This window comes from Pseudomonas sp. LBUM1670, from assembly GCF_059695695.1.
This window is the reverse complement of the sequence record NZ_CP166783.1, coordinates 1,509,210-1,522,028: the sequence shown is the minus strand read 5'-3', so window position 1 is coordinate 1,522,028 and position 12,819 is coordinate 1,509,210. Positions and strand designations below refer to the sequence as shown.

At 60.1% G+C, this 12,819-nt stretch carries 7 protein-coding genes; 2 read left to right on the top strand and 5 right to left on the bottom strand.

Annotation, left to right across the window (positions count from 1 at the left end):
• Positions 1 to 37: 37 nt before the first annotated feature.
• Positions 38 to 1,162 (bottom strand): GNAT family N-acetyltransferase, encoded by a 1,125-nt coding sequence (locus ACA073_RS06965; protein WP_497402609.1) that lies wholly within the window; start codon positions 1,160 to 1,162, stop codon positions 38 to 40.
• Positions 1,163 to 1,444: 282 nt separating this feature from the next.
• On the opposite strand from ACA073_RS06965, the gene ACA073_RS06960 reads away from it, so the two are divergent.
• Positions 1,445 to 2,737 (top strand): putative porin, encoded by a 1,293-nt coding sequence (locus tag ACA073_RS06960; RefSeq protein ID WP_497402608.1) that lies wholly within the window; start codon positions 1,445 to 1,447, stop codon positions 2,735 to 2,737.
• 227 nt (positions 2,738 to 2,964) lie between these two features.
• Here the strand turns inward: ACA073_RS06960 and ACA073_RS06955 are convergent, their stop codons facing one another.
• The 3 genes from ACA073_RS06955 to aceK all read right to left on the bottom strand — a co-directional run bounded on the left by ACA073_RS06955 (position 2,965) and on the right by aceK (position 10,242).
• Entirely contained in the window at positions 2,965 to 4,086 is a 1,122-nt protein-coding gene (locus tag ACA073_RS06955) for a beta-ketoacyl-ACP synthase III (protein ID WP_497402606.1), read from the bottom strand.
• Positions 4,087 to 4,402: 316 nt separating this feature from the next.
• Complete coding sequence (hrpA, locus tag ACA073_RS06950) at positions 4,403 to 8,314, bottom strand: ATP-dependent RNA helicase HrpA (RefSeq protein WP_497402604.1); 3,912 nt, start codon at positions 8,312 to 8,314, stop codon at positions 4,403 to 4,405.
• A gap of 209 nt (positions 8,315 to 8,523) precedes the next feature.
• Positions 8,524 to 10,242, bottom strand: a complete 1,719-nt coding sequence (aceK, locus tag ACA073_RS06945; RefSeq protein WP_497402603.1) for a bifunctional isocitrate dehydrogenase kinase/phosphatase — start codon at positions 10,240 to 10,242, stop codon at positions 8,524 to 8,526.
• Positions 10,243 to 10,371: 129 nt separating this feature from the next.
• Here aceK and ACA073_RS06940 point away from each other — a divergent pair, with 129 nt between their 5' ends.
• The gene (locus ACA073_RS06940; RefSeq protein ID WP_497402601.1) at positions 10,372 to 11,280 is read left to right on the top strand and encodes a DMT family transporter; all 909 of its coding nucleotides are present in this window, start codon (positions 10,372 to 10,374) and stop codon (positions 11,278 to 11,280) included.
• 432 nt (positions 11,281 to 11,712) lie between these two features.
• Here ACA073_RS06940 and ACA073_RS06935 read toward each other — a convergent pair whose 3' ends face one another.
• Positions 11,713 to 12,576, bottom strand: a complete 864-nt coding sequence (locus tag ACA073_RS06935; protein WP_497402600.1) for a DMT family transporter — start codon at positions 12,574 to 12,576, stop codon at positions 11,713 to 11,715.
• Positions 12,577 to 12,819 lie beyond the last annotated feature (243 nt).

Sequence of the window (12,819 nt, the reverse complement as noted above, 5' to 3'; positions counted from 1 at the left end):
TCCAGCAAGAAAGGCATCTGAGCCCACGGACGAAGGATCAGTCTTGCCTATAAGGCAAAGCAGTCCTCGCTTCCTCGGCATACGCCAACACCCCGAGCCGTTCCTGATGAAGAAAGTCCTTTACCGCCGCTTTCAGGCCAGGATGGCGCAAGTAGTGCCAGGAATGAGTAATCACCGGTTCAAACCCGCGAATCAGCTTGTGCTCACCCTGAGCGCCGGCATCGAAACGCTGAAAGCCGTTGGCAATCGCGTAGTCCATGCCTTGATAGAAACACGTCTCGAAGTGCAGACGGTCAAACTCCGCCAGACAGCCCCAGTAACGTCCATAAAAACTGTCGCCGCCCACGAGGCTGAAGGCCATCGCCACCGGGCGTGAGCCTTGTTTGGCCAGCACCACACGGATGGATTCCGGCATGCGTTCGGCCAACAGGCTGAAAAATTCTCGCGTCAGATAAGGCCGTTGCCGACGCACTGCATAGGTGTTGGCGTAACAGGCGTAAATGAAATCCCACTGCACCTGATCCAGTTGCCGGCCTTCCAGCCATTCGAATTCGAAGCCCTGCCCTGCCACCTGCTCGCGTTCCTTGCGCATCTGCTTGCGCTTGCGTGAGCTGAGGACGTCGAGGAAGTCCTGAAAATCCCGATACCCGCGATTTTGCCAGTGGTACTGACAGCCGATGCGCTGCAGCCAGCCGGGTTGTTCGGCCAGTGCTGCGTCGGTGAACGGGTCCGTGAAGTTGATGTGAGCGCTGGAGAGTTCTTCGATCTCAAGGTAGCCGGGCAAACTCTTCAGCAGTTCGAAACCGTCCTCAACCGTGGCCGCCAGCAAACGCGGCCCGCTGACCGGACTGAAGGGCACGGCAGTCAGCAATTTGGGGTAATAGTCGATGCCGGCACGCTCGCACGCATCGGCCCAGGCGTGATCGAACACGTACTCGCCGTAGGAGTGCCATTTGCGGTAACTGGGCAGCGCGGCGATCAACCGGCCACTTTCCATATGCAGCAAATGCTCGGGCTGCCACCCGGAATGCGAACCGACGCTGCCGCTGTCCTCCAGTGCACCGAGAAAGGCATGGCGCAGAAACGGCTGAGCATCCGGCACCAGGGCATCCCAAGTGTGCGGTGCTATATCAGACAGTTTTTCCAGACGTTGCAACGGCATCCACTTCTCTCCACTTCGCGGCGTAAAGCCCTGCGAGTATCGCTTATCGACGCCTGCGCCACACCCCCGCGATCCGCCGACAGACCGGCGAGTAAAAAGTTCGTAAAAGCTTTGTTTCGTCATCGAGACGCCATCACATTGCCACCGCTTTGTCATAATCCATCGCGATACTGACGCCAGTTTTTAGAGCGTCGGGTTCTAGCCCGGCCACTGTTTCCGCCCTTCAACGGTCGGTTGTGCCCCGGATGGCTCAGTCATCCCCTTTCATCTTCGGAGATTGATATGCGTCTTGCTTCCACGAAAACTGCGGCGGCCCTGTGTGGCGGACTGTTGCTGGCCATGAGTGTTCCGGCCAGTGCCGCAGTCGACGCCAAACTGCTCGACATGCTGAAGGCTAACGGTTCGATTAACAATGCGCAGTACAACGAACTGCAAGCCGAACTGGCCCGGGATCAGAAAGAACAGCAAATCGCCCGCCAGGCTCAACAAGAGAGCAACGAGCAGATCGCAGCAACAGCGAAGAAAACCAATGAGCTGAGCACCTTCGACCAGAAGCTGGCGTGGGCCGCCAAGACCCAGTTCAAGGGTGACGTGCGTTTCCGTCAGGAAACGGTCAAGAACGATGGCGTATCGAACACCGGCGACCAGGATCGTCAACGTATTCGTGCCCGCCTGGGTGCCTACACTGAAATCAACCCGCAAGTGGACACCGGCATTCGCATCGCCACTGGCAACAACAACGATGCTCGCTCCACCAACCAGAGTCTGGAAGGCAACTTCTCCAAGAAAGATATCTGGCTGGACCAGGGCTACGTCGACTACCACCCTGACGCCATCAAGAACCTGCACCTCGTTGGCGGCAAGATGCCACAACAATGGGTGAGCATGGGCGACATCATCTGGGATAGCGACATCAGCCCGGAAGGTCTGGCAACGACTTACAAATACCCGCTGGGCGGCAGCACCGAGCTATTCGGTAGCGCCGGCCACTACACCCTCCAGGACAACGTTGACGGCGAAGGCAAGCAGTTCCGTCACGACCTGCGTCTGTACGCGGGCCAGTTGGGCGCGCGCTTCGCGATCACTGACAACCTGAAAATGACACTGGGTGGCAGCGTCTACGCTTACGACAACGACGAGGACACCGCCACACTGGCCGTCAACGGCAACAGCGCGGGCGAAGAGTTCAAAGTGTACGAAGGCTTTGGTCAGATCGATCTCGGCGGCCTGCCAATGCCGCTGTCGCTATACGGGCAAATTGTCAACAACGACAGTGCCAGCAACGATCAGGACATGGGCTGGTTGGCCGGTGTCAAGACCAAGATCTTCGGCTTCGGCGTGGACTACAACTATCGCGACGTACAACGTAACGCGGTGGTCGGCGCCTTCACCGACTCCGACTTCGCCAACGGTTTCACTGGTTCGCGCGGCAGCAAGCTGAAAGTGAACTACGAGATCGACAAGAACTTCGCCCTCGGCGCGACGTACTTCATGGCTGATTCCGACTACACCAACGCCACTCTGCGGGATTCGAAAATCAACACCCTGCAACTGGATGCCGAAGCCAAGTTCTGATCCCTGCTACACGGTTCGGGCAAGGAAGCCCGAACTGCTTTTACTAACTCGCGTTGCTGTATCGGTCCCCATCATCCGTCCGATACAGCAGCGCGAGTTTTTTTGTTTTTGCTGATCCCCTGTAGGAGCGAGCTTGCTCGCGATGAACTCAAGAACGCCACGGGGTGTCAGGTTTCAAGCGTTATCGTTAACGACCATCGCGAGCAAGCTCGCTCCTACAGTTGAAATCAGCGCTTGCGCAGAATCACGCTACCAATCGAGTACCCGGCGCCAAACGAGCTGAGCACTGCCAGCGAACCGGCGGCCAGATCATCCTGATGCTTGTGAAACGCAATCACCGAACCGGCGGAGCTGGTGTTCGCGTAGGTGTCGAGAATCACCGGGGCTTCCTGTTCGGTGGCTTCGCGGCCCAACAGTTTCCTCACGATCAGGTGGTTCATGCTGAGGTTGGCCTGGTGCAGCCAGAAGCGCTTCACGTCGCTGACGTGAAGCTGATTTTCTTCCAGATGAGTCGCGACCAGCTCGGCCACCATCGGGCACACGTCACGGAACACCTTGCGACCTTCCTGCACGAACAGTTTGTCCTTGGCACCGATACCCTCTTCCGCCGCGCGGTTGAGGAAGCCGAAGTTGTTGCGGATGTTGTTGGAGAATTTGGTCAACAGCTTGGTGCTGACCACGTCGAACTGGTACTTGGACGTCGCCAGGTCGGCGCGCTCGATGATCACCGCGGTGGCCGCATCGCCGAAGATGAAATGGCTGTCACGGTCGCGGAAGTTCAGGTGACCGGTGCAGACTTCCGGGTTGACCATCAGGACCGCCCGGGCCTGGCCCAGTTGCACGCTGTTGGCGGCCGCCTGAATACCGAAAGTCGCCGAGGAACAGGCGACGTTCATGTCGTAACCGAAACCCTGGATGCCCAGCGCTTCCTGAACTTCGATGGCGATGGCCGGGTAGGCGCGTTGCAGGTTGGAGCAGGCAACGATCACGCCGTCGATGTCGGCAGCGGTTTTGCCGGCGCGCTGCAAGGCTTGCTCGGCCGCGCCGATCGCCATTTGGCACAGCACCGACCACTCGTCGTTCGAGCGCTCCGGCAGGCGTGGCGCCATGCGTTGCGGGTCGAGAATGCCGTCCTTGTCCATGACAAAGCGGCTTTTGATGCCGGAGGCTTTTTCGATAAACGCGGCGCTTGACTCGGTCAATGCCTCGACTTCGCCACGGGCGATGGCGTCAGCGTTGTCGGCGTTGAATTGCGCGACGTAAGCGTTGAAAGACTGCACCAGCTCTTCGTTGGAAATGCTGTTGGCCGGGGTGTACAGGCCGGTGCCGCTGATGACGACATTATGCATGGTCGTTTCTCTAAACTGTTCAGTCAGAAAGCGTTGGCACCGACGCACCAACGCATAAAGGGTCTGTTCCCGTCAGAGGAATCAAACCTGGCATCGCTTTAATCCGTTCCGCCCGAGCCTTGAGAGGCTCAAAACCGCGGGGCCGGCGTTTATAGGCGCGAAGTTTGCCATAAACGTTGGGGTTTGGCGCCTTTTGCGAGAGCTGTGGCGTACCTATTGTGGGAGCGGGCTTGCTCGCGAAGAGGCCGTCAGCTTCAACATCAACGTTGCCTGACACACCGCATTCGCGAGCAAGCCCGCTCCCACAGGTATTGTGCTATGGCTCGACCTGGGTCCATTGCTTGTTCAGGCGTTTGTCGGAGATTGGCACTTTGGTCCCTAGCTGTTGCGCAAACAGCGAAACCCGGTATTCCTCCAGCCACCAGCGATACAGCTCAAGCTGCGGATCGCGCTTGCCTTCCTGGGCGTGTTTGCCGGCGCGGGTCTGGTATTGGGTCCAGAGGCCGGACAACTCACCGCTCCAGACCCGATCCTTCTGCACCTGGGCACCGAGTTTCTCGAACCGCTGCTCGATGGCTTTCAGGTAACGCGGCAGCTCCTTGAGCCACTGCATCGGCGTTTCGCGGACAAACCCCGGATACACCAGATGACTGAGCTGCTGCTTGATGTCATTCAGGGCCACGGCCTGCGCCAGATCAATCTTGCCCTTGAAGCGCTTCTGCAGACCGTGCCAGAGCTTGAGAATCTCCAGGGTCAGTTTCGCCAGCCGCTCGGCGTGCTCGGTCCAGCCGCCACGCCTGCGCTCGGCCAACGCCGCCAGTCCGGCGCCATCACGCGGCAACGGTTCTTCGCCATCAAGGATGCAGCTGTCGAGACTGGCCAGCAGAATGTCTTCCACCAGGCTGTCGATGCGGCCCATGTCGCGGTACATCAGGCCCAGTTCGGTCAGCCCCGGCAACTTGCCGCGCAGGAATTTCGCCGGCTCGGCCAGTTGTTGCATCAGCAAGCGTTGCAAGGCGCGGCGATGCTGGAACTCGGCTTCGGCCGGCGTGGAAAAACGCCCTTCCTTGACCGTGCCGGCCTCTTCCACCAGCGCCGGATACACTGTCATCGACAACCCGGCAATCTTCTGTTGAGTCTTTTGCGCCACAGCCGCGAAGACTTTCGCCTCGACCGGTTGCTGGCTTTTCGCCGTTTGCGGGACGGCCAATGCAGCCTGACTCGCTTCAGCGAATCGAGCGGTCAGCTCCGCCAGATCACGTCCTTCGCCCAGGAACTTGCCCTGGCCGTCGACGATTTCCAGGTTCATCCGCAAATGGTTTTCCACCTGCTGCGCCGCTTCAGCCCAGGCTTCATCGCTGACCCGCGCACCGGTCATGCGCAGCAACTCGCGACCCAACGCTTGAGGCAGCGAACCTTCGGCGAAGGTCATGCGTTGCAACGCGGCTTTGACGAAATCCGGCACCGGTACGAAATTCTTGCGCAGCGCCTTGGGCAGATTGCGCACCAGCGCGATGCACTTGGCCTCGATCACACCCGGCACCAGCCATTCCAGGCGCTCCGGCGGCAGCATCGGCAACAACGGCGCCGGCACACGCAGGGTCACGCCATCGCGCGGATGGTTCGGTTCGAAATGGTAACTGAGCGCCAGTTCCAGATCGCCGATGTGCAAGGTGTCCGGGTAATGTGCAGCGGTGACTTCACTGGCCTCGCGGGCCAGCACGTCTTCTTCGCGCATGATCAGCAACTGCGGATCTTTCTGGCTGTTGACCCGATACCAGCTATCGAAGGTCGCCGTCTGGTGAATCTCCGCCGGCAGCCGCGCGTCGTAGAAGGCGAACAGGGTTTCTTCATCGGCCAGGATGTCGCGACGACGGGCCTTGGCTTCCAGTTCGTCGAGTTGTTCCAGCAGTTGTTTGTTGGCCGTCAGGCATTTGGCCTTTGACTGAATCTCGCCACGCACCAGCGCTTCACGAATGAACAACTCGCGGGAGACCACCGGATCGACCGGCCCGTAATGCACTGGCCGGCGACCGACCACGATCAGCCCGAACAAGGTGATCTGCTCGAACGCCACGACCTGACCGCGCTTCTTCTCCCAATGGGGTTCGAAGTGGTTTTTCTTGATCAGGTGCCCGGCGAGCGGCTCGATCCAGTCGGCGTCGATCTTGGCGACCATGCGTGCGTAGAGCTTGGTGGTTTCCACCAGTTCGGCGGTCATCAGCCATTGCGGACGCTTCTTGCCGAGGCCCGATGACGGGTGAATCCAGAACCGCCGCTGACGGGCGCCGAGGTAATCGCCTTCATCGGTTTTCTGGCCGATCTGGCTGAGCAAGCCCGAGAGCACGGCTTTGTGCAGTTTCGGGTAATCCGCCGGCTCTTTGTTGAGGCTCAGTTGCATGTCGCGGCAGATCAGGCTCAACTGCCGATGAGAGTCACGCCACTCGCGCAGGCGCAGGTAATTCAGGAAATTCTTGCGGCACCAGTTGCGCAGCGGACTGGCCGTCAACGCCTGGCGCTGCTCTTCGAAACCGCGCCACAGATTGACCAGCCCGGCGAAGTCCGAGTCCACGTCTTTCCATTGCGCGTGGGCCTGATCCGCCGCTTGCTGGCGCTCCGGCGGACGCTCGCGTGGGTCTTGAATCGACATGGCGCTGGCAACGATCAGCACTTCCTGCAAGCTGCCGAGTTTCGCCGCTTCCAGCAGCATGCGGCCCATGCGCGGGTCTACCGGCAAACGCGCCAGGTTGCGCCCCAGCGGGGTCAGCTGGCTGTTGCGGTCCACCGCCGAGAGTTCTTGCAGCAGGTTGAAACCGTCGCTGATCGCCTTGCCATCCGGCGGCTCGATAAACGGAAAATCGGTGATCTCGCCGAGGCGCAGGTGCAGCATCTGCAGGATCACGGCGGCCAGGTTGGTCCGCAGGATTTCCGGATCGGTAAATTCCGGGCGACCGATGAAGTCTTCCTCGCCATAGAGGCGGATGCATATGCCCGGCTCGACCCGTCCGCAACGACCCTTACGCTGGTTGGCGCTGGCCTGGGAAATCGCTTCGATGGGCAGCCGCTGGACCTTGGCGCGGTAACTGTAACGGCTGATGCGCGCAGTGCCGCTGTCGATTACGTAACGAATGCCCGGCACTGTCAGCGAAGTTTCCGCGACGTTGGTCGCCAGCACCACGCGACGCCCCGGGTGCGACTGGAAAATCCGCTGCTGTTCGGCGGGCGAAAGCCGCGCGTACAACGGCAGGATTTCAGTGTGTTTGAGTTGGGCCTTGCGCAGCATGTCGGCGGCGTCGCGAATCTCGCGCTCGCCGGGCAGGAACACCAGCACATCGCCGGGGCTCTTGCGTTCGCTGCGTTCGAACGCGGCGATTTCGTCGAGGGTCGCGAGGATCGCCTGGTCCACGGTCAAGTCATCCTCGACGCGGTTGCCCTCTTCATCCTGTTCCAGGGTCAGCGGGCGATACCAGGTTTCCACCGGGAAGGTGCGGCCGGAGACTTCGACAATCGGCGCATCGTCGAAATGCTTGGAGAAGCGCTCCAGGTCGATGGTCGCCGAGGTGATGATGACCTTCAGGTCCGGACGACGGGGCAGCAGGGTTTTCAGGTAACCGAGCAGGAAGTCGATGTTGAGGCTGCGTTCATGAGCTTCGTCGACGATGATCGTGTCGTAGCGCTCGAGGTAGCGGTCGTTCTGGGTTTCCGCCAGCAGGATGCCGTCGGTCATCAGTTTGATCAGGGTGTTGGCATCGCTCTGATCCTCGAACCGCACCTGATAGCCGACCAGCGCGCCCAACGGCGTCGCCAGTTCTTCGGCGACCCGGCTGGCGACACTGCGCGCCGCAATTCGACGCGGCTGGGTGTGGCCGATCAGGCCATGTTGGCCGCGACCGATTTCCAGGCAGATTTTCGGCAACTGGGTGGTTTTACCCGAGCCGGTTTCGCCGGCGATGATCAGCACCTGATGCTTGAGCAACGCTTCCTTGATTTCGTCGCGCTTGGCGGCGATCGGCAGGCTGTCGTCGTAACGAATCACCGGCAGGCTGGCACGTCGCGCCAGCACCTGATCACAGGACGCCTGCATGCGCGTCACCCACTGGGCCAGCTTGGCCTCGTCGGGCTTCTTGCGCAGCTCCAGCAACTGGCGCCGCAGCCGGTGGCGGTCGGCGAGCATGGCGTGATCGAGGTTTTTCAGCAGTTTGTCGATTGAAGGCGATTCGTCAGTCATCAGGTACGCAATAAGTCGTCTAGTGGCGCAGGGGGCGGATTGTCGCAGATTTGGGCGCATAAATGATGGTCAGGCGCATGACACGACAGCATGCCTGACCTTTTCGCGAGCAAGCCCGCTCCCACATTGGATTTGTGCCACGGCGAAGATCCAATGTGGGAGCGGGCTTGCTCGCGAAGGCGTCAGCCCCGACAACAGAAACGGTATACCTACTCGTTGTCGAGGCCCTTGCGCCGATACGGGAACACGTCGATCACTTTGCCGGCAAGAATCGCCTCTTGCAGGCTTTTCCAGTAATCGGCGTTGTACAACTCGCCATGCAACTGATCGAACAAGCGTCGCTGACCGGAATCGGCGAACAGGAACGGCGGAAACTCCTCGGGGAACACATCCAGCGGTCCGATCGAATACCACGGTTCGGACGCCATCTCGTCTTCCGGCGTGCGCGGTTGCGGGATGTGGCGGAAGTTGGCTTCGGTCAGGAAGCAGATCTCGTCGTAGTCATAAAACACCACGCGCCCGTGACGGGTGACGCCGAAGTTTTTCAGCAGCATGTCGCCGGGAAAGATGTTCGCCGCCGCCAGTTGTTTGATCGCCAGACCGTAATCCTCCAGCGCCTCGTGCACCTGCGCCTCGTTGGCGTTTTCCAGGTACAGGTTCAACGGTGTCATCCGCCGTTCGGTCCAGCAGTGGCGGATCAACACGGTGTCGTCCTCCACCGAAACCGTGGACGCGGCCACCTCCAGCAATTCTTCCAGGCACGCCGGATCGAACTTGCTCAACGGGAAACGGAAGTCGGCGAACTCCTGGGTATCGGCCATGCGCCCGACCCGGTCGACACTTTTCACCAGACGGTACTTCTCGATCACCGTGGCGCGGTCGACGTTTTTCGACGGTGAGAAACGGTCCTTGATGATTTTGAATACGGTGTTGAACCCCGGCAGGGTGAACACGCTCATCACCATGCCGCGCACACCGGGGGCCATGATGAACTGGTCGTCGGTGTTGGCCAGGTGGTTAATCAGCGCCCGGTAAAACTCGGATTTACCGTGTTTGTAGAAACCGATCGAGGTGTACAGCTCGGCGATGTGTTTGCCCGGCAGAATGCGCCGCAGGAAACCGATAAACTCCGCCGGCACCGGCACGTCGACCATGAAGTACGAACGGGTGAACGAGAAGATGATCGACACGTCCGCTTCATCGGTGATCAACGCATCGATCTGAATCCCCCGCCCTTCGCGGTGCAGCAGCGGAATCACCAGCGGCCACTGCTCCTCCCGGGTAAAGATTCGGCCCACCAGGTACGCGCCCTTGTTGCGGTAGAGCACCGAGGAAAACAGCTCGACGTTCAGTTCCGGATCCTTGCACACCCAGTCCGGCAGGTTCTCGCGCAGTTGCGCTTCGAGACGACGCAGATCGCCCGTCAGATCGGCGTAATCCTCGCTGAAGCGGTAGTCGGCAAAAATGTTCGCCAACATGCCCGACAACTGCCCCTGAGGTTTGTAGGTGCGGGTCTGTGCGGCGCGCGCCCGGCGCAGGCTCGGCCGGGTGGTGTGGATGAACATGCAGCCGTCGCTGATCAGGTCATGACTGAACAGCCCGCAGAAGATCGAGTTGTACCAGGTCTCGGACAGTTCATCGTCGAAGCGCAGGTCGATCAGGCTGATGTAGGCGCTTTTGACCAGCGGCCAGCAGCTGACATCCAGCGTGTCGGCGTCGAAAGCGATGTGCAGCCGGTCGACCGTTTCACTGACTTTTTCTTCGTAGAGGTTGATCCGCGCCGCCGAGGCGACTTGCGTCTCCTGCCACTGGGCCTGCTCGAAGCGGGCCCGGGCACCGTCGGTGATTCGACGGAAATGCTCGCGGTAATCGTCAAAGCCATCGAGGATCATGCGGGCGATGTCGGCGGCTGGCCATTGCTGCGGCATAGGTAAAACCTCGGCGGCTGATGCTTATTATTGGGCCTGAGCTTAGTGTTCCTTTGTGACGCAAAGCAACCATTGCCTTGCGACCTGACTGGCGCGACACTTGCGCGCCAATCAAGGAAGGAACGCGTTGTGAACCCCGTCGATATTCTGCGTATGTTGTCGCTTGCCGCCATCTGGGGCGCGAGCTTTCTGTTCATGCGCATTATCGCCCCAGTGATTGGCACGATCCCCACTGCTTTTTTCCGGGTGTCGATCGCCGCGGTCGGGTTGCTGGTGATTATCGGGCTGATGCGAATCAGCTGGGATTTCAAAGGCAAATTGAAAACCGTGATGTTGCTCGGGGTGATCAACTCCGGGATTCCGGCGACCCTCTACTCCGTGGCGGCCCAGGTGCTGCCGGCCGGTTATTCGGCAATCTTCAACGCCACCACGCCATTGATGGGCGTGTTGATCGGCGGCCTGTTCTTCAGTGAACGACTCACCGTAGCCAAGCTTGGCGGGGTGTTCCTCGGCCTGTTCGGCGTCGGCATCCTGACCCGTGCCGGCCCGGTGGCGTTCGACCTGCAATTGCTGATGGGCGCCCTCGCCTGCCTGCTCGCCACGACTTGCTATGGCTTCGCCGGTTTCCTCGCCCGCCGCTGGCTCGATCAGGCCGGCGGTCTGGACAGCCGTCTTTCGGCGCTGGGCAGCATGCTCGGAGCGACCTTGTTTCTGCTGCCGCTGTTCGGCTACAGCGTGATCAGCCAGCCTCCGGCGAGCTGGGGCGGCTGGAGTGTGTGGCTGTCGTTGCTGGGTCTGGGCCTTGGGTGCACGGCCTTTGCGTACATTATTTACTTCCGGCTGCTCAGTTCGATCGGGCCGGTGAAATCGATGACCGTGACCTTCATGATTCCGCCGTTCGGGGTATTGTGGGGGGCGTTGTTGCTGGATGAGCCGCTGTCGATGGCGCATGTCTATGGCGGGGTGTTGATTGCGGCGGCGTTGTGGTTGGTGTTGAAGCGGACGGTGGCGAAGGCCGCTGGGGTGGTGGCCCGTTAGTGATGTGGTGTTGCTGATGACGCCTTCGCGAGCAAGCCCGCTCCCACAGTTAGATTTTTGTGGGGGCATGGGATTAGTGTTCGCCGTTTACCGCCAATGACATGACCGGACTAAACGTCAGGTCGGCTATCAGGCCGCCTCGCTGTAGCTTTTGATCTGGCTTTTGATCTACTTGCCCCCTCGAGAGGCCGAGTGGAGGTTCTGCGTAGTGGGCAACCCGGCATGGATGCCGGGTTAGCCTCCCCCGGCCATGGATGGCCGATGGCGGCGGGCCCACGGAGCAGGACCGGAGCGAGGGCATGCCGAGCCTAGGCGAGGCACCGAACGAAAGGGGCAAAAGCGCTTGGTTACTTGGCGCTTTTCCAAGTGACTCGCCGTAAGGGCGAAACCGCCAGAAGCCGTAACCGCAGAAATGGATATGCCCCGACCGCTTTACCCTGTCTTACGGAATACAAACACCAGACCGACGATAATCAGCACCATTCCCAGCATGCTCAATACCGCAAGTTTGTTGCCGAAAAACAGATAGTCCATCACCGCCGTCACCCCCGGCACCAGGTAGAACAGACTGGTGACATTCACCAAATTACCCCGGGCGATCAGCCGATACAGCAGCAACGTCGCCAGCACCGACACCACCAGCCCCATCCACAACACCGGCACGACAAAGCCGCTACTGTGCTCGAAGTGAAAAGGCTGGAACGGCACGAAGATCCCACAGAGCAACAAGCCCGCGAGGTATTGCACGGGCAACGTACCGAGGGGATTTTCAGTGATGCGTTTCTGCATGATCGAGCCGAACGTCATGCTCGCCAACGCCAGCAAACCGAAGAGCATCCCCGCCAGCGACATGCCCGCCAGACCGATGCCCTGGTAAACCACCATGATCAGACCGGCCAGGCCCAGGGTCAGACCGAACATTCGGCTGGCTGACCGCTGCCGCTCCATGATCACCACCGTAAGAATGGGCTGCACGCCCATGATCGTGGCCATCACGCCCGGCGTGACTTTCAGGTCCAGGGCCAGCAGATAGAAAATCTGATAAGCCCCCAGCAACACCACGCCCGTGGCCATCGCATACAGCATGGGTTTGCCGCCCTTGGGCAGTTTCAGCTTGAGCAACGGTATCAGCAGCACCAATCCACAGAGCGCGATGGCGAAGCGAATCAGCAGAAAGGCAAAGGGTGACGCGTGGGCCAGGCCCCATTTGGAGAAAATCGCCCCACTGCTCCACAGCAGGACGAACAGGCTCGTGGACGCCGCCGCGAGCGCGGACTTTTTCGAAAGGACAAACATGAATACCACCTGTAGTCAGGCAAGAAGCCAACTCAGCCGAAGCTGAAATCCAGTAGTTTTTTCAGGCAGGCAGGGTGAACAGCAAACAGATGCTGATCAGCCCGAAAAGCCAACGCCCGGCGGTGATACGACTGCGCACACCGGCGCGCTACGGACAGGTGGGGGGTAATGACTGATCTGCACAGGCTGCTGATTCCCGCACGGCACGACGCCAGCGTTGACCGCTGAATCGACTACCGCGTT

Bases quoted from the DNA above. Each gene is read 5' to 3' on its own strand.
- ACA073_RS06965 (WP_497402609.1), bottom strand. From the start codon at position 1,162: ATGCCGTTGCAACGTCTGGAAAAACTGTCTGATATAGCACCGCACACT.
- ACA073_RS06960 (WP_497402608.1), top strand. From the start codon at position 1,445: ATGCGTCTTGCTTCCACGAAAACTGCGGCGGCCCTGTGTGGCGGACTG.
- ACA073_RS06955 (WP_497402606.1), bottom strand. From the start codon at position 4,086: ATGCATAATGTCGTCATCAGCGGCACCGGCCTGTACACCCCGGCCAAC.
- hrpA (WP_497402604.1), bottom strand. From the start codon at position 8,314: ATGACTGACGAATCGCCTTCAATCGACAAACTGCTGAAAAACCTCGAT.
- aceK (WP_497402603.1), bottom strand. From the start codon at position 10,242: ATGCCGCAGCAATGGCCAGCCGCCGACATCGCCCGCATGATCCTCGAT.
- ACA073_RS06935 (WP_497402600.1), bottom strand. From the start codon at position 12,576: ATGTTTGTCCTTTCGAAAAAGTCCGCGCTCGCGGCGGCGTCCACGAGC.